The sequence below is a fragment of the Kitasatospora purpeofusca genome (genome assembly GCF_034043715.1).
GTDB lineage: Bacteria > Actinomycetota > Actinomycetes > Streptomycetales > Streptomycetaceae > Kitasatospora > Kitasatospora purpeofusca_A.
The window spans coordinates 22,907-43,042 of the sequence record NZ_JAXCLC010000068.1; the positions used below are offsets into that span (position 1 = coordinate 22,907).

Here is a 20,136-nt window from a genome sequence, read left to right on the forward strand (position 1 = left end):
ACCGGACGGGACCCGGTCGGGCGCGGCCCTCATCAAAGGCTCCCCGCCGCTCCCGACCGGGGGCTCGGCACGCGAGGAGGATCGCTCCTCGCGCGTTCGGTGCCGTACCGTCCGCCGTGGGGGTGGCCTGACGGTACGGCGGTCCAGCCGCGGTCGGGGGCGCGCCCATCGGCAGGCGCCCCCGACCGCGAGACCTCGTCCCGGATCAGTTCTCCGGGAAGTGGCAGGCCGCCTCGCGCCCGCCCGCCCCGGCGATCTGCAGCAGCGGACGCTCGGTCCGGCAGATCTCCTGGGCCTTCGGGCAGCGCGGGTGGAAGCTGCACCCGGGCGGCGGGGCGGCCGGACTCGGCGGGTCGCCGAGCAGCACGATCCGCTCCCGCGCCCGCTCCGCCGCCGGGTCCGGCAGCGGCACCGCGGACAGCAGGGCCTTGGTGTACGGGTGCGCCGGGTTGCTGTACACCTGGTGCTTGTCGCCGATCTCGACGATCCGGCCGAGGTACATCACCGCGACCCGGTCGCAGACGCGCTTGACCACCGAGAGGTCGTGCGCGATGAAGATGTACGCCAGCCCCAGTTCGTCCTGGAGCCGCTCCATCAGGTTGACCACCTGGGCCTGGATGGAGACGTCCAGCGCGGACACCGGCTCGTCGGCGACCACCAGCCGGGGCGAGGTGGCCAGCGAGCGGGCGATGCCGATGCGCTGGGCCTGGCCGCCGGAGAACTCGTGCGGGTAGCGGTCCAGGTGCTCGGGGATGAGGCCGACCAGCTCCATCAGCTCGGTGGCCCGCTTGCGGGCGTCGGCCGCGCTGCTGCCCTGGACCAGCAGCGGCTCGGAGATGATCCGGGCCACCGTCTGCCGGGGGTTGAGCGAGGAGTACGGGTCCTGGAACACCATCTGCAGGTGCTTGCGGTGCGGGCGCAGCTGGGCCTGGGTCAGGCCGCCGATCTCGGTGCCGTCGAAGGAGACGGAGCCCGAGGTCGGGTCGATCAGCCGGACGACCATGCGTCCGGTGGTCGACTTGCCGCAGCCGGACTCGCCGACCAGGCCGAGGGTCTCGCCGGCGCCGACGTCGAAGCTGACGCCGTCCACCGCCCTGACCGGGGCGCCGGGCTTGCCGGTGCGTGAGCGGCGGCCGGGGAAGGTCTTCACCAGATCCCGGACCGTCAGCAGGGGTTCGGTCATCCCAGGACTCCTTCCGGCACCAGCGGCAGATGGCAGGCGGCCTGGTGGCCGGGGGCGAGCGGGCCGAACTCCGGCCGCTCGGACAGGCAGCGGGCGTGCTCCTCGGCCGCGGCGGCGACGGTGCGGGCGCAGCGCGGGGCGAAGGAGCAGCCGGAGGCGGGGGCGATCAGCGACGGCGGGCTGCCGGGGATGGCCCGCAGCGGGGCGTCGTCGGTGTCGTCCAGGCGGGGCAGCGAGTCGAGCAGCCCGCGGGTGTACGGGTGCGCGGGGGCGGCGAACAGCCGGTCCACGGGCGCCTGTTCGGCGGCGCGGCCGCCGTACATGACGAGCACTTCGTGGGCGACCCGGGCGACCACGCCGAGGTCGTGGGTGATCATCACGACGCCGAGTCCGCGTTGCTCCTGGATCTTGGCGATCAGGTCGAGGATCTGGGCCTGGACGGTGACGTCGAGCGCGGTGGTCGGCTCGTCGGCGATCAGCAGCTCGGGCTCGCAGGCGAGCGCCATGGCGATCATCACGCGCTGGCGCATGCCGCCGGAGAACTGGTGCGGGTACTCGTCGACCCGGCGGGCCGGCTCGGGGATGCCCACCTCGGCGAGCATCTCGACGGCGCGCTGGCGGCCGGCCTTGCGGGAGGCCTTGAAGTGCACCCGGTAGTGCTCGGCGATCTGCTCCCCGACCTGGTAGAAGGGGTGCAGGCTGGACAGCGGGTCCTGGAAGATCATGGCGATCCGCCGGCCCCGGACGGCGCCGAACTGCTTCTCGCTCAGGCCGTTGAGCTCCTGGCCGTCGAGCCTGATCGAGCCGCCGACCTTGGCGCCGCGGTGCAGGCCCATGACGGCGAGCGAGGTGACGGACTTGCCGCTGCCGGACTCGCCGACCAGGCCGAGGGTCTTCCCGGCCTCGACGGTGAAGCTGATGCCGTCGACGGCCCGGACGGTGCCGCGCGGGGTGTCGAAGGCGACCTTGAGGTCCTCGACCTCCAACAACGACGTCATCAGTACCTCACTCTCGGGTCGACAAAGGCGTAGAGCACGTCGACCAGCAGGTTCGCGACGACGATGAAGAAGGCCGCGAGCAGGGTGACACCGAGGATGACGGGCTGGTCGGAGCGGAGCAGGCCGTCGTAGAAGAGGCGTCCGATACCGGGCAGTCCGAAGATGGACTCGGTGATGACGGCACCGGCCAGCAGGCCGCCGAGGTCCATGCCGAAGATGGTGAGGATCGGCGTCATGCCGGAGCGCAGACCGTGTTTGACGGTGACGGTGAGCGCCGGCATGCCCTTGGCGCGGGCGGTGCGGATGTACGGCTCGGCCATCGCCTCGATCATCGAGGTCCGGCTCTGCCGGGCGTACTGGGCCGCGTAGAGCAGCGCCAGGGCGATCCACGGCAGCAGCAGGTTGGAGGCCCAGGACACCGGGTTCTCGGTGAACTCGTGGTACGCGGGGTAGGGCAGCAGGCCGGCGGTCCGCACCACGCCCCAGATCAGCATGATCGAGGTGAAGTAGACCGGCAGCGAGGCGGCGCCGACCGACAGGACGGTGAGGACCTTGTCGACGGCGGTGTTCTTGCGCAGCGCCGAGGTGATGCCGGCGCTGAGGCCGAGCAGCAGCCAGAGCACGGCCGAGCCGATGGCGAGCGAGACCGACACCGGCAGGCGGTCGACCAGCAGGTCCCAGACCGGCAGCGAGTACTCGTAGGAGTAGCCGAGACAGGGGAAGCCGCAGTGGGTGGCGCTGGTTCCGCTGCCGTAGTCGCGGCCGGCGACGATGCCCAGGAGGTAGACGAAGAACTGCTCCCAGATGGGCTTGTCCAGGCCCATCGCGGCCTTGACCTCGATCAGCCGGTCGGGGCTGCAGGTCTTGCCGCAGGCGGCCGCGGCCGGGTCGTTGGGCAGCAGGTAGAAGATGGTGAAGGTGATCGCGCAGATGGCCAGCAGGATGCCGGCGACGCCGAGCAGCCGGCGCCCGAGGTAGAGGATCACGACCGTCCTCCCTTCGGGTCGAGGATGTCGCGCAGCGCGTCGCCGAGCAGGGTGAAGGCGAGGACGGCGACGAACAGGAAGACCGTCGGGATGAGGAAGTACGTCGGGTCGGTCTCGTAGAAGACGATCGATTCGGCGATCATCTGCCCCCAGGAGGGGGTCGGCGGCCGGACGCCCACGCCGAGGTAGGAGAGCGCGGCCTCGGTGGCGATCATGCCGGGGATCAGCAGGGTGGTGTAGGCGATGATCGGTCCGGAGACGTTGGGCAGGATCTCCCGGGTGAGGATGCGCCAGGACCGGGCGCCGCCGACCTTGGCCGCCTCGACGTACTCGCGGTGCTTGAGCGAGAGGGTCTGGCCGCGCACGACGCGGGCCACGCCGGGCCAGCCGAACAGGCCGATGACCACGGTCATCAGCAGGATCCGGTTGACGTCCCTGGCCACCGACATCATCGCGATCATGAAGATCAGCGACGGGAAGGACATCGTGAGGTCCATCAGCCGGGACAGCAGGCTGTCGATGCGGCCGCCGAAGTAGCCGGCCGCGATGCCGGCCAGGGTGCCGGCGATGACGACGACGGCGGTGGCGACGAACGCGATCAGCAGGGACACCTGGCCGCCGTGCAGGACCCGGGCGAACAGGTCGCGGCCGGTGGCCGGCTCGACGCCGAACCAGTGCCGGGCGCCGACGCCGCCGAAGTCGCCCTTGGGCAGGCCGCCCAGGTAGGCGTCGATGGCGCGCTTGTCGAACTCCTCGGAGGTCCAGCCGCCGAGCGCGCTCAGCGGGCCGGCCAGCACGGCCATCAGGACGAGGAGGGCGACCATGATCAGGCCGAAGCGGGCGGAGCCCTTGGCCCACAGCTGGTCCCAGACCAGCCGCCAGGGCCCGCGCCCGGAGGCCTTCGCGGGGCCCGCCGCCGCGACGGGCGCGGCGGCGGGCTCAGTCGTAGTGGTGCTCATGTCGGACGGTTTCCTCAGCCCTGGCTCTTGGCGGGGTCCTTGAGGCCCACCGTGGCCATGTCGATCATGCCGGCGTAGCCCGGGGCGCCGAAGGCCCCGGCCACGTTGGTGCCGACCAGCAGCGCGCGGCGCTGCCACATGAGCGGGACGGCCGGGGCCTTCTGCAGCAGCGCCTCGTCCAGCTTCTTCCAGGCCTCGTTGGCCGCGTTCACGTCCGGGAGGGTCGCGATGCGGTCCATCTCGTCCATGGTGGCCTGGTCGCGGAACTGGCTGTAGTTGCCCTGGTTGCCCTTGTCCTTGATGGTGCGGCCGTCGAACAGGAAGGGCAGGAAGGTGGCGCCGGACGGGTAGTCCGGGCACCAGCCGTTGATGGTCAGCTCGGGTGCGGCCTTGGCGTCGCCGAGGGTGTCGGTGAACGCCGACGGGTCGACGGTGTTGACGGTGACCTGGATGCCGGCCTTGGACAGCGACTGCTGCATGGCCTCGCCGCGGGTCTTGTCGCCGAGCGAGACGGTGAGCGCGACCTTGAGGTCGGTCTTGCCGGCGGCCTTGAGCAGGTCCTTGGCCTTCGCCGGGTCGCCGGCGGCCGGGATCTTCAGCGGGTCGGCCTTGACGCCGCCGGTCAGCGACGGCGGCAGGAAGGAGGTGGCGACGTCGGCGATCGCGGGGCCGCCGAAGGCGGTGACCTGGGCCTCGCGGTCGACCGCCCACATGACGGCCTCACGGACCTTCGGGTCGTCGAACGGCGCCTTGGAGGTGTTCATGTAGAGGCTGTCGGTGCAGCCGGTGCGCTCGGCCACCATGCGGGCCTTGACGTCGGCCTTGGGCAGCACCTTCGCGACGGACTCGGGGCGCATCCAGGGCATCTCGATCGCGGAGGCGTCGGCGCCGTCGCTGGCGATGATGCGGTCGTCGACCTGGCCGCCCTTGAGGCCCTGGGTGACGACGATCTTGTCCGGGTAGGCCTTGCGGATCGGGTCCGAGGACGGGTCCCAGTTGCTGTTGCGGACCAGCACCAGCTGCTTGCCGCGGTCGTAGCTCTCGATCTTGTACGGGCCGGAGGAGAACGGCCGCATGTCGTACTGGGTGCCCTTCTCCTGGGCCGGCGGCACCGGCGCGAAGGTGGGCAGGGTCGCGGTGTAGGCGAACTCGGCGACCGGGCGCTTGAGGCGGAAGACGATGGTCTTGTCGTCCGGCGTCTCGATGCTCGCCAGGTGCTCGCCGGTCAGCGGGCCCTTGTAGCTCTCGCCGCCGACCAGGTACTGGGCCGCGTAGTCGGGGCCGCCGGTGAGGTCCGGGGAGAAGGAGCGCTCGACGTTGTACTTGATGTCGGACGACTTGATCGGCGAGCCGTCCTCGTACTTCAGCCCGTCCCGCAGGGTGAAGGACCAGGTCTTGCCGCCGTCGGTCGGGCGGCCGGTGTCGGTGGCCAGGTCGGGGACGATCTGGTTGCCGGCGTCACCGGGCTCGGCCTTGAAGGTGACCAGGGTGCGGTAGATCAGCCGGGTGCCGAAGTCCATCTGCGGCAGGGTCCAGTTGCGGGCCGGGTCGAGGTGGGCGAAGTCCTGGTTGGTCAGCACGGTCAGGGTGCCGCCCTTGACCGGGGTGCCGCCCACGGCCGTGCCGGTGTCGGCGCCGGGCCCCTTGGTGGAGCTGGCAGCGGCGGTGTCGCCGGAGCTGTCGCTCTTGTCCTTGCTTCCGCAGGCGCCGAGCCCGAGGGTGAGTGCCGCTGCGATGGCCGCCGCGAGGGCGGTCTGGGTACGCCTGTTCATATCTGACTCCGCAGTGGGGGGCCCGCCGAGAAGGCCCGTCGTCCACCCCGGGGGTGGATCCGGGGCTCGGCCGGGAGGGCGACCTCAGGGGGTCTAGCCGCTCCACGGTGTGACCCGTAACATAGTAATGTGAAATTGCACTGCACAAGAGGTGACGCCACCCGTTACCGAGATGTGTCCGTGCAGCCTCCTCCCCCCTCCCCCGCACCACGCGTTTAGGAGTACCCGGTGACCCTCCGTCAGACCGGCCTCAACACCGGTAGCCACGACCTCCCGGTGTCGGCCGCGCTCAACGCCTTCATGGGCACCTCCTGGGCCCCCACCCCGCTCCCGGCCGAGGACCGCGTCCCCGGCTACGCCGTCACGCCCGGCCGGCGCGCCCGGCTGTCCGCGGCCTTCCCCGGCGAGCGCCTGATCGTCCCGGCCGGCCGGCTCAAGGTCCGCAGCAACGACGTCGACTACCGCTTCCGCCCGCACAGCGCCTACGCCTGGCTCACCGGCCTCACCGGCGAGGACCAGGTCGGCCACGTGCTCGTGCTGGAGCCGACCGGCCCCGACGGCCACGAGCCCGTCCTCTACCTGCGCCCCCGCTCCCCGCGCGGCGGCGACCCGGTGCGCGGCGCCGAGTTCTTCCGCGACCGCCGCTACGGCGAGTTCTGGGTCGGCCGCCGCCCCGACCTCGACGAGGCCGCCCGGCTCACCGGCGTGCGCGTCGAGCACCTCGACGAGCTGGACAAGCTGCTCACCGGCCCGCAGCCCGCCACCCGGGTGCTGACCGGCGTCGACCCCGAACTCGACGCCGCCACCGGCCGCCCCGGCCCCGCCGCGCTCGCCGACGCCGACGGCCTCTTCGCCGCCGTGCTGTCCGAGCTGCGACTGGTCAAGGACACCTGGGAGGTGGAGCAGCTCCAGCTCTCCGTCGACCACACCGTGCTCGGCTTCGAGGACGTCGTCCGCGCCCTGCCCGCCGCCCTGCGCCACCACCGCGGCGAGCGCTGGATCGAGGGCGTGTTCAACCTCCGCGCCCGCGCCGAGGGCAACGGCATCGGCTACGAGACCATCGCCGCCATCGGCGCCCACGCCTGCGTCCTGCACTGGATCCGCAACGACGGCGCGATCGACCCGAACGCCCTGCTGCTGCTGGACGCCGGCGTCGAGACCGACACCCTCTACACCGCCGACATCACCCGCACCCTCCCGCTGAGCGGCACCTTCACGCCCGTCCAGCGCCAGGCCTACGAGCTGGTGCTCGCCGCCCAGCAGGCCGGCATCGACACGCTGCGCCCCGGCGCCCGCTTCCGCGACTTCCACTACGCGGCCGCCCGGGTCATCGCCGAGGGCCTCGCCGACTGGGGTGTCCTGCCCGTCTCCGCCGAGGAGGCGCTCGCCGAGGACAGCGGCCTCTACCGCCGCTACACCCTCTGCGGCACCGGCCACATGCTCGGCCTCGACGTCCACGACTGCGCCAAGGCCCGCGCCGAGACGTACCTGGACGCCGTCCTGGAGGAGGGCCACGTGCTCACCGTCGAGCCCGGCCTCTACCTCCAGCCCGACGACGAGACCCTCCCCGCCGAGCTGCGCGGCCTCGGCATCCGGATCGAGGACGACCTGGTCATCACCTCCGACGGCGCCCGGCTGATGTCCGGCGCGCTGCCGCGCAGCGTCCCGGCCGTCGAGGCCTGGATGGCCGAGCTGCTCGGCTGAGCCCGCGGTGCCGGCCCCACGGCGGTCGGGCCGGCACCGCTCGTGAGGGGGGCCGCAGGGCCGCCGGGCTTCACCGCCCGGCGGCCCGGGCCTCCTCCCACAACCGGGCCACGATCCCCGCCGCCGGGCCGCCGCGCGCCGCCCGGTGGCCCGTCCCGGCCCACAGGTGCATCGCCCCGGTGTCCCCGCGCGCGGCGGCCGCCGCGCGCAGCGGCTGGGTCAGATGGTGCACCTCCGGATAGGCGGCCGGCGCGTACGGCCCGTACCGGTCGATGAACGCGTTGCGCAGACCCCGCGCCGGGCGCCCGGTGAACGCCCTGGTCACCGCCGTCGCCTCGAACTCCGTCAGCGCCGCCCGGTGCGCCGCCGACGTACCCGCCTCGTCCGCCCGCAGCAGCGCCGTCCCCAGCTGGACCGCCACCGCCCCGGCCCGCAGCGCGGCCGCGACCGACGCCCCGTCGGCCAGCCCGCCCGCCGCGACCAGCGGCAGCCCCGTCACCGACCGCACCCCGGCCAGCAGGGCGAGCAGCGGGACGTCCCCCGGCCGGTCCGCGACCCCGTGGGTGGCCCGGTGCCCGCCCGCCTCCGGGCCCTGCACGCACAGCGCGTCCATCCCGGCCGCCTCGGCCCGCCGGGCCTCCTCCGGCGTGGTCACCGTGCCCACCTGGAGCACCCCCGCCGCCCGCAGCGCCCGCGCCTCCTCGGCGGCGGGCAGCCCGAAGGTGTACGAGACCACCGCGACCGGCCCGGCGAGCAGCGCGGCGATCTTGGCGTCCCAGTCGTCCCGGTCCGGCCCGATCACCTCCGGCAGCACGACCCCGTGCCGCTCCGCCTCGGGCCGCAGCCGCTCCCGGTAGGCGGCGACCGCCGCCGGGTCCCCGGGCGCGGCCGGGACGAAGAGGTTCACGCCGAACGGACGGTCCGTCACCTTCCGGGTGGCTTCGACCTGTTCGGCCATGGCGGCGGCGCTCCGGTAGCCGGCCGCCAGGAAGCCCAGCCCGCCCGCCGCGTTCACCGCGGCCACCAGCTCCGGCGTGGTCGCCCCGCCGGCCATCGGTGCGCCGATCACGGGCACGGCGAGTTCGTCGAGTCGGACGGCCATCCGGGGATCCTCCGATCACACGGCACACGAGGTCGCCGACCACCCTACGCCCGCCGCGCCGTCACCCCCCGCGCCGGACCAGCCCGGATCAGCCCCCCGCCCCGTCATCCCCCGCCCCGTCATCCCCCGACCCGTCACCCCCCGCGCCGGATCAGCCCCCGCGCCCGCGCCTCCCGGACCGCCGCCGTCCGCGACTCCACGCCCAACTTCGTGTAGATGTGCACCAGGTGCGACTTCACCGTGGCCAGGCTCAGATGCAGCCGCCCGCCGATCGCCTGGTTGGTCAGCCCGTCCGCGACCAGCCCCAGCACCTCCGTCTCCCGGGCGCTCAGCGCCGCCGCGGGCGTCCGCATCCGCTCCAGCAGCCGGTCCGCCACCGTGGGCGCCAGCGCCGGACGACCCGCCGCCGCCGACCGCACCGCCCGGGCCAGCTCCTCCGGCGGCGCGTCCTTCAGCAGGTACCCGGTGGCCCCGGCCTCCAGCGCCGGCAGCGTGTCCGCGTCCGTGTCGTAGGTGGTCACCACCAGGACCCGCGGCGCCCCCGCGCCCCGGGCCGTGATCGCCGCCGTGGCCTGCGCGCCGTTCATCGCCGCCCCCGGCCCGAACTGCAGGTCCATCAGCACCACGTCCACCGCCACCTCCGCCGCCAGTTCGACCGCGCGCTCGGCGGTGGCGGCCTCCGCGACGATCGCGAAGTCCGGCTCGCTCTCCAGGACGGCCCGCAGCCCGGCCCGGACCACCGGGTGGTCGTCGGCGAGCAGCAGACGGATCACGGCCCCGGTCACGACTCCTCCCCCGCCGCGCCGCCCGCTTCCGCGGGCACCGGCAGCAGCACCGCCAGCGCCGTGCCCTCCCCCGGCGCGGACTCCACCGCGAAGCTCCCGCCGAGCGCCCGCGCCCGGGCCCGCATCGACGGCAGCCCGTAGCCGCCGGTCCCGTCCCCGCCCCCGGCGGCGGTCCGCGTCCGCACGGCCTCCGGGTCGAACCCCGCACCGTCGTCCACCACGTCCAGCGCCACCTCGCCCGCCATGAAGCTGAGCGTCACCTCGGCGTGCCCCGCCCCGGCGTGCCGCACCGTGTTGCCGAGCGCGGACTGCGCGATCCGCAGCAGCGCCACCTCGTGCGGCACCGGCAGCGGGACCCGCTCCCCGGACACCCGCAGCCGCACCGGCAGGCCGCTGCGCACCGTCGTCGTGGCGCACAGCCGCTCCAGCGCCACCGGCAGGGTGTCGCTCTCCAGCGCCGGCGGAGTGAGCGCGCGCACGAACCGGCGGGCCTCGTCGAGGTTGTCCTGCGCGGCCTGCCTGGCCTGCTCCACGTACTCTCCGGCGGCCTCCGTCCGCTCCGGCAGCGCGCGCTGCGCGGCCCGCAGCAGCAGCTGGATGCTGGTGAGGCTCTGCGCCAGGGTGTCGTGGATCTCCCGGGCCAGCCGCTCCCGCTCGGCGAGGACCCCGGCCGCGTGGTGGGCGGCCGCGAGGTCGGCGCGGGCGGCCGTCAGTTCGTCGATGAGCCGGCTGCGCTCCTCGCTCTCCCGGTAGAGCGCCTGGTAGCCGAGCACGGTCGCGGTGGCGACGGCGGCGCCCAGCAGCGGCCCGATCGCCGCCGCGACGCTCAGGGTGTGCTGGTGCGCGGAGTAGGCGGCGACGGCCCCGACCGCGGTGAGCGCCACCACCACCGGGCCGGACCGCCGGCCGAGCAGGTGCAGCTCCAGGAAGTACAGCGGGAACGCCAGCCAGACGCCGTCCTGGGTGGCCACCAGCACGCCCGCCCAGGTGACGCCGAGCAGCGCGAGCCAGAGCGCGGCGGCCCGGCGGGAGCGGCCGACGGCGCCGATCAGCGGACCGGCCGTGTAGACGGCGGCCATCGCGGTGGCGGCGGCCGTGACCGCCGCTCGGTCCCCGTCGCGCCCGGCCAGGGCCCGGACCACGGCGAGCGCGAGCAGGCCCGCCACGAGCAGGTGCAGACAGACCCGGAGCACGCGGGCGACGGGGGTGGTACGGGGTCGATCGGTCGCCATCCGTCCAGCCTAGGGTCCGTGCCGCCGACCGGCGTCAATCGAAAGGTTGAACTCCGCTTCCGCCCTTCGAAGCCGAGGATCCAATCCCCGGTGCGATGCCCGGAGGCCGCCGTTCGACCACTCTCGTCAGTGTCGCAGCGGAACGGACGAAAGGACTCGCGGTGTTCGTCGCCTGGAGGGATCTGGGGTTCGCCAAGGGGCGGTTCGCCCTGATGGGAACCGTCATCGTACTGATCACCGTGCTGGTCGGCCTGCTGTCCGGGCTGACCGCCGGACTCGGCCGGCAGAACACCTCGGCCATCACCGGCCTGCCCGCCGACCATGTGGCCTTCGGCCGCCCCGACGACGGCCGGAAGCTGTCCTTCACCGACTCCCAGGTCACCCCGGAGCAGTGGCAGGGCTGGGCCCGGACGCCCGGCGTCACCTCGGCGCAGCCGCTCGGCATCGCCACCACCAAGGCGGCCGCCGGACCGCGCACCACCGCGCTCTCCGTCCTCGGCGTCCCCGACGGCTCCTCACTGGCCCCCCGGGGCGACTCCCTCACCCCCGGCCGGGCGGTACTGTCGCGGACCGCCGCGAAGGACCTCGGCGGGCTGGGCCCCGGCGACGCCTTCACCGTCGCGGGCCACCCGCTGACCGTCGCGGCCGTCGCCGGGGACGCCTCCTACAGCCACACCCCGGTGGTCTGGACGACCCTGGCCGACTGGCAGCGGGCCGTCCCCGGCGGGGCCGGGCACGCCACCGTGGTCGCGCTGACCACCGCGAAGGGCGCCGACCTGGCCGCCGCCGACGCCGCTCTCGGCACCGAGACCCGCGGCCGGACCGACGCGCTCGCCGCGATCGGCTCCTACACCTCGGAGAACGGCTCGCTGCAGCTGATGCGGGGCTTCCTGTTCGCCATCTCGGCGCTGGTGATCGGCGCCTTCTTCACCGTCTGGACGATCCAGCGCAGCGGCGACATCGCCGTCCTGAAGGCCCTCGGCGCCTCCACCCGCTACCTGCTGCGCGACGCGCTCGGCCAGGCCGTCCTGCTGCTGCTCCTGGGCACCGCGCTCGGCACGGCGGTCGCGGTCGGCATCGGCGCGCTGCTCGGCTCCGCCGTCCCGTTCGTCCTGGACGCACCGACGGTGCTGCTGCCCGCCGCCGTCATGATCGCGCTCGGCGCGGTCGGCGCGGCCCTGTCCGTGCGCCGCATCACCTCCGTCGACCCGCTGACCGCCCTGGGGAGTGCCCGATGACCCTGCACCTCGACCGCGTCACCCTCACCTACCCGGACGGCGACGGCCGGCTGACCGCCCTCGACGAGGTGTCACTGACCGTGCCGAAGGGCACCGTCACCGCCGTGGTGGGCCCGTCCGGCTCGGGCAAGTCCAGCCTGCTGGCGGTCGCCGCGACGCTGATCGCCCCGGACTCCGGACGGGTGGTGGTGGACGGTACCGACACCGCCGGGCTGGACCGCGCCGAACTGACCGCGCTGCGGCGGCACCGGATCGGCATCGTCTTCCAGCAGCCCAACCTGCTGCCCGCGCTCACCGCCGCCGAACAGCTCCAGGTGATGGCCCACCTCGACGGCCGCTCCCCGCGCGGCGCGCTGCCCCGCGCCCTGGAACTGCTGGCCGCCGTCGGCCTGCGCGAGCTGGCCGGCCGCCGGCCGCACCAGCTCTCCGGCGGTCAGCGCCAGCGCGTCAACATCGCCCGCGCGCTGATGAACGACCCCACCGTGCTACTGGTCGACGAGCCCACCAGCGCCCTCGACCACGAACGCGGCGCCGCCGTACTCGACCTGCTGACCACGCTCACCCACCGCCGCGCCACCGCCACCGTCCTGGTCACCCACGACCGCACCCACCTGACGGCGGTCGACCAGGTCGCCGAGGTCCGCGACGGCCGTCTGACCGTACCGGCGGCGTTGTGAGCTACTTCTTGGCGGCCAGCACCTCGTCCACCGAGAGCGTCACCGCCGCACCGATCGACTCCGGCAACGCGAAGGACTGCCCGGGATGGTGGACGGCGTGCACCCGGTACTCGCCGTCCTGCGGATCGGTGAGCACCATCACCCGAGCGTTGGCGCGGTCCACGATGACGTAGACCGGGATCCCCGCCGACGCGTAAACCGCCGGCTTCCGCTTCAGGTCGTCACTCAGGTTGGAGGAGGTGACCTCCAGCACGAGGCGGAAGACGGCGGGGTCGTAGCAGTTGTACTCGATCAGGTGATCGTCGATGTCGGCATCGACGACAGCAAGGTCCGGTACCGCATAGTCGGACGGGCCGTCCGGCAGCCAGATCCCGACGCCCTGCAGGACGTCGTCGTCGGCGAGACCCGCTGTGAACAGTACGCGCATGAGGCGGCTCAGGGACCGGCCGTGGGAAGCATTCGGCGGCGGCGTCACGACGATCTGGCTCCCGATGATCTCGACCCGGTGCCCGGCGAACTGGCTGGAGATCAGCTCAGCCGCTTCGAGCAGCGTCGGCTGCTCGATGGGTCCTTCCACTGCGGCGGCGGACATGGAGTTCTCCTTGCTGCCGATGTCGGGAACATCATCGTAGGACCCGGGACCGATAACCCACCCGATCACGGAGGATTCCCCCGAACGGGTGGTTTACCCCTACCGGGCGCGCAGGCGCAGGCCGGTGCGGGACTCCTCCTCGACCGCCTCCTCCTGGCCCTCCGCCCACAGCGAGCGGACGTGGCTGAGGTGGCGGGTCATGCAGGACTCGGCGGCCGGGGCGTCACCGGCGATCATCAGGTCCAGCAGCTCCAGGTGCTCCTCCGCCGAGGAGACGAGCTCGCCGCGCTCGGCCAGCCGGTTGAGGCCGTAGAGGCGGGAGCGCTTGCGCAGGTCGCCGACGACCTCGACCAGGCGGGAGTTGCCGGCCAGGCCGAGCAGGTCGAGGTGGAACTGGCGGTCGGCCTCCAGGTAGCCGATGAGGTCCTGCTTGCCGGCCGCGACGACGATCGCCGCGGCCTGCGGGCGCAGCGCCTCCAGCTGCTCGGGGGTGGCGGTGCGGGCGACCCGGCCGACGGTCGGGACCTCGATCAGGGCGCGGATCTCGGTGAAGTCGTCGAGGTCCCGCTCGGTGAGCTCGGTGACCCGGAAGCCCTTGTTGCGGACGGCCTCGACCAGGCCCTCGCGGGCGAGGTCCAGCATGGCCTCGCGGACGGGGGTGGCGGAGACGCCGAAGTCGGCGGCCAGGGCGGGCGCGGAGTAGACGACCCCGGGGCGCAGCTCGCCGGAGATCAGGGCGGCTCGCAGGGCGTGGGCGACCTGGTCGCGCAGCCGCTCCTGGACGGAGATCAGGGTGCGGGGTTTGAGGTCGGCCATGGTGTTCCTCCGGTGAGTGCAGAACACCAGCGTACAATGTCACGTTACGTTGAGTGTGCAACATTCCGTGATTACGAACGACCAGTCGGCGCACGGCATCCATGGTCGGACCCCATGGTGGCAGGACCGCCGCCCGCTGACAACGGTCAGCGGGCCGGGAGTTCGCCGAACTGCCGCGCGAGGTTCCGGCCGGGGCCCGCTGCCCCCGCCCCCGCCCCGCTCCCGCCGGCGGCCCCTGGCCGGAGCGCAAATAGGCCGGAACGCAGAAAACGGTCGGCGTGGCGGGGGATCCCTTCCCGCCACGCCGACCTTCCATCCGGCCGGCACATCAACGACCGATCCCCGTCCGGGTCACGGACTCGGGGACGGGTACCGACACAGCGCCGAGCGCCGGTACCCGATCAGCCGGGGTCCCGCAGCAGACCTGTGCCGACCGGAAGCCTGATCAGCCCGCCCTGCGCCGGTGCGCCTCGGCCGCGACCGCGAGGTCCTGCCAGGCCATCCCGACGCTCTTGAAGAACCTCGGCCGGTCGGCCGGCACGGGAGCCTCGCCCCGTACCAGCTCGGCCAGGTTCCACAGCGGGTCGGCGCCGGTCACCCCCGCCATCAGCAGGTCGCCGGCCTCCCGCAGCGCGGCGGCCCGGGCCTCCACGTACAGCGCGGACCGGCCGACCAGCACCTCGTCCACCTCACGGGCGTCCACCTCGTGCGAACCGACCGCGGCCACCGCCGCGTGGTCGGGCACCAGCGCACCGTCGAACAGCGGCGTGCGCGCGGTGGTGCAGCAGACCACCAGGTCCGCCCCCGCCACCTCGGCCGGGGTGCCGACGGCGGCCGACAGGCCCAGCCCCCGGGCGTACCGGACCAGCGCCTCGGCCGGCTCCGCGCTGCGGGCGACCACGGTCACCCGGGTCAGCCGCCGGACGGCGAGCAGGGCGTCCAGGTGCCCGTACGCCTGCGGGCCCGAACCGAACAGCACCAGGTGCTCGGCCTCCGGCACCGCCAGCCGGTCCAGCGCGACGGCCGTGACCGCGGGGGTGCGCAGCGAGGTGAGCGCGATGCCGTCGAGCAGCGCGACCGGCTGCAGCGTCGGACCGTCCAGCAGCAGGTAGCCGCCGGTGATCCGGGGCAGCCCGACGGCGGGATTGGCCGGCGCGACACCGGCGATCTTCACCCCGACGTAGGCCGCGGAGGCGGCCGGCATCATCAGCAGCTCCCCGGCCGGCACCGGGATCGCCGAGCGGGCGGGGGCGGTCTCCGGGTCGAGCCCGTCGAGCAACACCCCCTCGATCGCCCGCGCCGCCTCCGCCGGCGTCAGGTCGACCGCGCCGGCCGGCAGCACCGCCGGCCCGGCGGTCGGCCCGACGGCCGGGGCGGCGGCGGGGGCAGAGCCCGGCGTGGCGGGCCGGAGCGGCTCAGCCGCCACGCCGGGCGGTTCCGGGGCCGTTCGCAGGTCGCCGCTCACAGCAGGAATCCCGCGCCGAGCGTGTCCTGCGGGTCGAGCACGAAGCGGTGCTCGCCGGTGCGGTGCGCGGTGCCGGTCACCTCGGTGACCACGCCGTCGCCCCACGGGTCGCCGCCGGGCAGCACCCGCCCGCCGAAGACCGTGCCGACGATCGACTCGTGCCGCAGCTCCGCGCCGGGGGCGAGCCGCCCCTCGGCGGCCAGCACGGCCAGCCGGGCCGAGCTGCCGGAGCCGCACGGCGAGCGGTCGATCTGGCCGTCCGCGAAGACGGTGACGTTGCGCTGGTTCAGCGCGCCGTCCACCGGCGGGAGCTCGTCGAACAGGATGACGCCGTAGACGCCGGACAGTCGCGGGTCCACCGGGTGCAGCACGGCCGGGGAGTCCGCCAGCGCGGCCCGGATCTCCCGGCCGACCGCGGTGAGCTCGGGCAGCTGCTCGAGGGTCACCGAGAGTCCGAGGGACGCGGCCGGCACCGAGACGTAGCAGGCGCCGGAGTGGGCGACCGCGACCTCGACGGTGCCGCGCGAGGTCTCGACCGGGAGCTTCAGCTCGCTCACCCAGGAGGGCACGTTGCGGAAGGTCACCCCGGTGGTCCGCCCCGCGGCCCGGTTGACCAGCGCGGTGACCCGGCCGGACGGCACGTCGATCCGGACCCGGGCGACGCCGTAGTCGGGCGCGGCGACCAGCCCCGAGTCGACCGCCCAGGCGCCGAGCGCGATGGTGCCGTGGCCGCAGGCGGTCGAGTAGCCGTCCTTGTGCCAGAACAGCACGCCGAGGTCGGCCTCGTCGTCGTCCGGCGGCACCAGGAAGCCGCCGTACATGCCGGCGTGGCCGCGCGGCTCACGGGTGAGCAGTTGCCGGATGTCGTCCAGCGGGCCCGGCCGGGGCGCGGTGGCGCTGCCACCGGCCCCGATCGCGATCGCCCGCCGCTCGGCGACGCTGTCGCCGGGGATGACGGGCGTGCCGCCGACGACGATCCGGAACGGCTCGCCGGCCGTGTGGTAGTCGACCGTGTCGACGTGCACCGGCGCGGGCGCCTCCCGGTCGGGGAGGTCCGCCGTCATCAGGCGCCTCCGCCCGGCAGCAGGGTGATGGTGCGGCTCTGGGTGTAGAAGTCCAGCGCGGCCTGCCCCTGCTCGCGGGCGCCGTGGCTGGCGCCCTTGGCGCCGCCGAACGGCAGGTGGAAGTCGACGCCGCTGGACGGCGCGTTGACCCGGATCATGCCGGCGTTCAGGCGGTCGGCGGTGGCGAGCGCCGCGTCGAGGTCCCGGGTGTGCACCGAGGCGGACAGCGTGTACGGGGTGTCGTTGGCGAGGGCGATCGCCTCGTCCAGGTCGGCCGCCGCGTGCAGCACGGCGATCGGGCCGAAGAACTCCTCGCGGGTCAGCGGGTGCTCGGCCGGGACCCCGGTGACCAGGGTCGGCTCCAGGTACCAGCCGTCCCGGGCGGGTGCGCCGCCGCCGGTCAGCACCTCGGCGCCGGCCTCCCGGGCGGAGTCGACGGCCGCGGTGATCTCGTCCCGGGTGGCCTCGTTGATGACCGGGCCGCAGGAGGTGCCGTCGACCTGGCCGAGCGCCTTGACCAGGGCGGCGCGCAGCGGCTCGTAGGCTTCGCCGACCGCGACCACGCGGCTGGTGGCGGTGCACTTCTGGCCCGCGTAGCCGGCGATCGCGTTGGCGAGGTGGGCGGCGGCCTGGTCGATGTCGGCGTCCGGCAGGACGATCGCGGTGTTCAGCCCGCCGAGTTCGGCCTGGACGGGGATGCCGCGGTCCGTGGCGGTGCGGACGACCTGGCGGCCGACCCCGGTGGAGCCGGTGAAGGAGACCACGTCGGCCGCGCCGACCAGGGTGCCGCCCTCGGCGCCGCCGCCGGGCAGGACGGTGAAGACGTCGGCCGGCAGCCCGGCCTCGGCGACCAGCTCGGCCAGCCGGCGGGCGCAGCCGATCGCCTCCGAGGAGGGCTTGAGCACCACGGTGTTGCCGACGGCCAGCGCCGGGGCGGCCTTCCAGGTGGGGATCGCCAGCGGGAAGTTCCACGGCGTGACCAGACCGGCGACCCCGTACGGGCGGCGGCGGGTGAGCAGCAGGCCGGGCCCGCCGGCGGTCTCGTGCACCTCGCCGGAGGCCGCGAACGGCGCCTGCGCGTAGTAGCGCCAGATCGCGACGGTGCGGGCGACCTCGCCGCGCGCCTCGGCGATCGGCTTGCCGACCTCGCGCACGACCAGCTCGGCCAGCTCCTCGGCGTGCGCCTCGACGACCGCGGCGATCCGGGTGAGCGCGGCCGAGCGGCCGCCGGCGCCGGCGGCGAGCCAGCCGGGCTGGGCGGCGCGGGCGCGGGCGACGGTGGCCAGGACGGCCTCGGCGCCGGGGGCGGGCGCCTCGGCGACGAGGTCCGCGGGGTCGGCGGGGTTGTACGAACGGATCGTCACTGCAGGCAGCCCTTCGGGGGGTTCGACGGGTTTTCGGAGCGGGTCGGACGGTCGGCCCCGCGGTGGACGGCCGGCCCCGGACGGGGGGCCGGCCCGGCGCGGGGCCGGGGCAAGAGGCCGGTAGGGAGCAGCCGGCCGGGTCGGAGCAGGAGGCCGGTACGGAGCAGCCGGCCGGGTCAGAGCAGGAAGCCGGCCGGGAACGGGTCGCTGGGGTCGAGGAAGTACTGGGCGGTGCCGGTGATCCAGGCCCGCCCGGTGACGGTCGGCACGACGGCCGTCCGGCCGGCCACCTCGGTCTCCTCCACCAGCCGCCCGATGAAGGTGGTCCCGATGAAGGAGTCGTTGCGGAAGTCCCGGTCCAGCGGCAGCTCGCCGCGCGCGTGCAGCTGGGCCATCCGGGCCGAGGTGCCGGTGCCGCAGGGCGAGCGGTCGAACCAGCCGGGGTGGATGGCCATCGCGTGCCGGGAGTGCTCGGCGGTCGAACCGGGAGCCAGCAGCTGCACGTGGTGGCAGCTGTGGATGGACGGGTTCTCCGGGTGCACCGGCCGGTCCGGGCTCGCGTTGATGGCGTCCATCAGGGCGAGGCCCGCGTCCAGGATCTCCTGCTTGCGCTCCCGCTCGAACGGCAGGCCGAACTCCGCGAGCGGCAGGATGGCGTAGAAGTTGCCGCCGTACGCCAGGTCGTAGGTCACCGTGCCGTAGCCCGGGACCTCGATCTTGCGGTCCAGCGCCTCCGAGTAGGACGGCACGTTGCGGATGGTGACCGCCGTGGCGGCGCCGTTCTCGACCGCGACGTCCGCGACCACCAGGCCCGCCGGGGTGTCCAGCCGGACGGTGGTGACCGGTTCGACGACCGGCACCATGCCGGTCTCGACCAGCACGGTGGCCACGCCGATGGTGCCGTGGCCGCACATCGGCAGCAGGCCGGTGACCTCGATGTAGAGCACGCCGAAGTCGGCGTCCGGCCGGGTCGGCGGCTGCAGGATGGCGCCGCTCATCGCGGCGTGGCCCCGGGGCTCGTACATCAGCAGGGTCCGGAAGTGGTCCAGGTGCTCCTGGAAGTGCGTCCGGCGCTCGGCCATGGTGGCACCGGGAATGACACCGAACCCGCCGGTGATGACCCGGGTGGGCATGCCCTCGGTGTGCGAGTCGACGGCGTGGAAGACGTGACGGCTGCGCATCTGCTGACGCTCCGTGGGTGGGGAGGTGGCTGGCTTTCATCGAGGCCGGGACGGTCCGGACGGGGGTGGACCGGCGGGGCCGGAAGGTGGTCCGGAGGCCGGCTGCCCCCGCAGCCGGCCGTCCCGGACACTCGGAACCGGAATCCGGTTCGGATCAGGCGAGGCCCTCGGCCAGCGCCTTCTCGGTGGCCGCGCGGACGGCCGCCTCGATCTCCGGCGTCAGCGGCAGGCGCGGCGCGCGGGTCGGACCGCCGGGGCGGCCGGCGATGTCCATGGAGAGCTTGATCGCCTGGACGAACTCGGTCTTGGAGTCCCAGCGCAGCAGCGAGTGCAGCGCCTTGTACAGCGGCAGCGCGGTGTTCAGGTCGTGGGCGATGGCGGCCTTGTACAGCGCGGCACTCGCCTCCGGCAGCGCGTTCGGGTAGCCGGCGATCCAGCCGACGGCGCCGGCCAGGGCCAGCTCCAGCAGCACGTCGTCGGCGCCGATCAGCAGGTCCAGGCCCGGGGCCAGCTCCGCGATCTCGTAGGCCCGGCGGACGTCGCCGCTGAACTCCTTGACCGCGACGATCGAGCCCTCGCCGTGCAGCTCGGCGAGCAGCGTCGGGACCAGGTCGACCTTGGTGTCGATCGGGTTGTTGTAGGCGACGATCGGCACGCCGGCCTTGGCGACCTCGGCGTAGTGCCCGCGGACGGCGTCGTGGTCGGCCCGGTAGGCGTTCGGCGGCAGCAGCAGCACGGAGCCGGCGCCGGCCTCGGCGGCCTGCTCGGCCCAGCGGCGGGACTCGGCACTGCCGTAGGCGGCGACACCGGGCATCACGCGCGAGCCGTCGCCCGCGGCCTCGACGGCGACCTCGACGACCTTGGCGCGCTCCTCGGCGGTCAGGGTCTGGTACTCGCCGAGCGAGCCGTTGGGGACGACACCGTCGCAGCCCGACTCGATCAGCCAGCGGACGTGGTCGGCGTACGCGTCGTAGTCGACGGAGAGGTCCGGGCGCAGCGGGAGCGTGGTGGCGACCAT

18 protein-coding genes are annotated in these 20,136 nt (G+C 74.2%); 3 read left to right on the forward strand and 15 right to left on the reverse strand.

From position 1 onward, the window contains the following. Nucleotides 1–205 precede the first annotated feature (205 nt). The 5 genes from SM793_RS28535 to SM793_RS28555 are packed head-to-tail and all read right to left on the reverse strand — an operon-like array spanning nucleotide 206 to nucleotide 5,898. A complete protein-coding gene (locus SM793_RS28535; RefSeq protein ID WP_320441177.1) occupies nucleotides 206–1,183 on the reverse strand; it encodes an oligopeptide/dipeptide ABC transporter ATP-binding protein in 978 nt (325 codons plus the stop codon). Further along, complete coding sequence (locus SM793_RS28540) at nucleotides 1,180–2,181, reverse strand: ABC transporter ATP-binding protein (RefSeq protein ID WP_320441178.1); 1,002 nt, start codon at nucleotides 2,179–2,181, stop codon at nucleotides 1,180–1,182. Before SM793_RS28540 ends, SM793_RS28535 begins: the two co-directional genes overlap by 4 nt. Then, on the reverse strand, nucleotides 2,181–3,167 hold the full coding sequence (locus SM793_RS28545) for an ABC transporter permease (protein WP_320441179.1): 987 nt from the start codon (nucleotides 3,165–3,167) through the stop codon (nucleotides 2,181–2,183). The genes SM793_RS28540 and SM793_RS28545 overlap by 1 nt, the downstream gene beginning before the upstream one ends. After that, on the reverse strand, nucleotides 3,164–4,126 hold the full coding sequence (locus SM793_RS28550; protein WP_320441180.1) for an ABC transporter permease: 963 nt from the start codon (nucleotides 4,124–4,126) through the stop codon (nucleotides 3,164–3,166). The genes SM793_RS28545 and SM793_RS28550 overlap by 4 nt, the downstream gene beginning before the upstream one ends. A gap of 14 nt (nucleotides 4,127–4,140) precedes the next feature. Next, a complete protein-coding gene (locus SM793_RS28555) occupies nucleotides 4,141–5,898 on the reverse strand; it encodes an ABC transporter substrate-binding protein (RefSeq protein ID WP_320441181.1) in 1,758 nt (585 codons plus the stop codon). Between the two features lie 228 nt (nucleotides 5,899–6,126). On the opposite strand from SM793_RS28555, the gene SM793_RS28560 reads away from it, so the two are divergent. Further along, entirely contained in the window at nucleotides 6,127–7,602 is a 1,476-nt protein-coding gene (locus SM793_RS28560) for an aminopeptidase P family protein (RefSeq protein WP_320441182.1), read from the forward strand. Between the two features lie 70 nt (nucleotides 7,603–7,672). Here SM793_RS28560 and SM793_RS28565 read toward each other — a convergent pair whose 3' ends face one another. The 3 genes from SM793_RS28565 to SM793_RS28575 form a co-directional block, all read right to left on the reverse strand. Then, entirely contained in the window at nucleotides 7,673–8,704 is a 1,032-nt protein-coding gene (locus tag SM793_RS28565; RefSeq protein ID WP_320441183.1) for a nitronate monooxygenase, read from the reverse strand. 134 nt (nucleotides 8,705–8,838) lie between these two features. After that, the gene (locus SM793_RS28570; protein ID WP_320441184.1) at nucleotides 8,839–9,489 is read right to left on the reverse strand and encodes a response regulator transcription factor; all 651 of its coding nucleotides are present in this window, start codon (nucleotides 9,487–9,489) and stop codon (nucleotides 8,839–8,841) included. Beyond that, nucleotides 9,486–10,721 carry a sensor histidine kinase gene (locus SM793_RS28575; RefSeq protein WP_320441185.1) on the reverse strand — a complete coding sequence of 412 codons (1,236 nt, stop codon included), beginning with the start codon at nucleotides 10,719–10,721 and terminating at the stop codon, nucleotides 9,486–9,488. The genes SM793_RS28570 and SM793_RS28575 overlap by 4 nt, the downstream gene beginning before the upstream one ends. Nucleotides 10,722–10,882: 161 nt before the next feature. Between SM793_RS28575 and SM793_RS28580 the strand changes: the two genes are divergently transcribed. Then, nucleotides 10,883–11,959 (forward strand): ABC transporter permease, encoded by a 1,077-nt coding sequence (locus SM793_RS28580; protein ID WP_320441186.1) that lies wholly within the window; start codon nucleotides 10,883–10,885, stop codon nucleotides 11,957–11,959. After that, entirely contained in the window at nucleotides 11,956–12,636 is a 681-nt protein-coding gene (locus SM793_RS28585) for an ABC transporter ATP-binding protein (RefSeq protein ID WP_320441187.1), read from the forward strand. Before SM793_RS28580 ends, SM793_RS28585 begins: the two co-directional genes overlap by 4 nt. 1 nt (nucleotide 12,637) lies before the next feature. On the opposite strand, the gene SM793_RS28590 is transcribed toward SM793_RS28585, so the two are convergent. The 7 genes from SM793_RS28590 to SM793_RS28620 all read right to left on the reverse strand — a co-directional run bounded on the left by SM793_RS28590 (nucleotide 12,638) and on the right by SM793_RS28620 (nucleotide 20,136). Further along, nucleotides 12,638–13,228 carry a Uma2 family endonuclease gene (locus SM793_RS28590; protein WP_320441188.1) on the reverse strand — a complete coding sequence of 197 codons (591 nt, stop codon included), beginning with the start codon at nucleotides 13,226–13,228 and terminating at the stop codon, nucleotides 12,638–12,640. A gap of 99 nt (nucleotides 13,229–13,327) precedes the next feature. After that, a complete protein-coding gene (locus tag SM793_RS28595) occupies nucleotides 13,328–14,044 on the reverse strand; it encodes a GntR family transcriptional regulator (protein WP_320441189.1) in 717 nt (238 codons plus the stop codon). 445 nt (nucleotides 14,045–14,489) lie between these two features. Further along, complete coding sequence (locus tag SM793_RS28600) at nucleotides 14,490–15,470, reverse strand: ornithine cyclodeaminase family protein (RefSeq protein ID WP_320441190.1); 981 nt, start codon at nucleotides 15,468–15,470, stop codon at nucleotides 14,490–14,492. Nucleotides 15,471–15,505: 35 nt separating this feature from the next. Next, nucleotides 15,506–16,573 (reverse strand): proline racemase family protein, encoded by a 1,068-nt coding sequence (locus tag SM793_RS28605; protein ID WP_320441191.1) that lies wholly within the window; start codon nucleotides 16,571–16,573, stop codon nucleotides 15,506–15,508. After that, nucleotides 16,573–17,946, reverse strand: a complete 1,374-nt coding sequence (locus SM793_RS28610; protein WP_320441203.1) for an aldehyde dehydrogenase family protein — start codon at nucleotides 17,944–17,946, stop codon at nucleotides 16,573–16,575. The genes SM793_RS28605 and SM793_RS28610 overlap by 1 nt, the downstream gene beginning before the upstream one ends. Nucleotides 17,947–18,113: 167 nt before the next feature. Then, nucleotides 18,114–19,118 (reverse strand): proline racemase family protein, encoded by a 1,005-nt coding sequence (locus SM793_RS28615; RefSeq protein WP_320441192.1) that lies wholly within the window; start codon nucleotides 19,116–19,118, stop codon nucleotides 18,114–18,116. 154 nt (nucleotides 19,119–19,272) lie between these two features. Then, a complete protein-coding gene (locus SM793_RS28620) occupies nucleotides 19,273–20,136 on the reverse strand; it encodes a dihydrodipicolinate synthase family protein (protein ID WP_413816055.1) in 864 nt (287 codons plus the stop codon).

Excerpts from the sequence above, each read along its gene's own strand:
- SM793_RS28535 (WP_320441177.1), bottom strand. The coding sequence starts at position 1,183 with ATGACCGAACCCCTGCTGACGGTCCGGGATCTGGTGAAGACCTTCCCC.
- SM793_RS28540 (WP_320441178.1), bottom strand. The coding sequence starts at position 2,181 with ATGACGTCGTTGTTGGAGGTCGAGGACCTCAAGGTCGCCTTCGACACC.
- SM793_RS28550 (WP_320441180.1), bottom strand. The coding sequence starts at position 4,126 with ATGAGCACCACTACGACTGAGCCCGCCGCCGCGCCCGTCGCGGCGGCG.
- SM793_RS28555 (WP_320441181.1), bottom strand. The coding sequence starts at position 5,898 with ATGAACAGGCGTACCCAGACCGCCCTCGCGGCGGCCATCGCAGCGGCA.
- SM793_RS28565 (WP_320441183.1), bottom strand. The coding sequence starts at position 8,704 with ATGGCCGTCCGACTCGACGAACTCGCCGTGCCCGTGATCGGCGCACCG.
- SM793_RS28575 (WP_320441185.1), bottom strand. The coding sequence starts at position 10,721 with ATGGCGACCGATCGACCCCGTACCACCCCCGTCGCCCGCGTGCTCCGG.
- SM793_RS28585 (WP_320441187.1), top strand. The coding sequence starts at position 11,956 with ATGACCCTGCACCTCGACCGCGTCACCCTCACCTACCCGGACGGCGAC.
- SM793_RS28590 (WP_320441188.1), bottom strand. The coding sequence starts at position 13,228 with ATGTCCGCCGCCGCAGTGGAAGGACCCATCGAGCAGCCGACGCTGCTC.
- SM793_RS28595 (WP_320441189.1), bottom strand. The coding sequence starts at position 14,044 with ATGGCCGACCTCAAACCCCGCACCCTGATCTCCGTCCAGGAGCGGCTG.
- SM793_RS28605 (WP_320441191.1), bottom strand. The coding sequence starts at position 16,573 with ATGACGGCGGACCTCCCCGACCGGGAGGCGCCCGCGCCGGTGCACGTC.
- SM793_RS28615 (WP_320441192.1), bottom strand. The coding sequence starts at position 19,118 with ATGCGCAGCCGTCACGTCTTCCACGCCGTCGACTCGCACACCGAGGGC.
- SM793_RS28620 (WP_413816055.1), bottom strand. The coding sequence starts at position 20,136 with ATGGTCGCCACCACGCTCCCGCTGCGCCCGGACCTCTCCGTCGACTAC.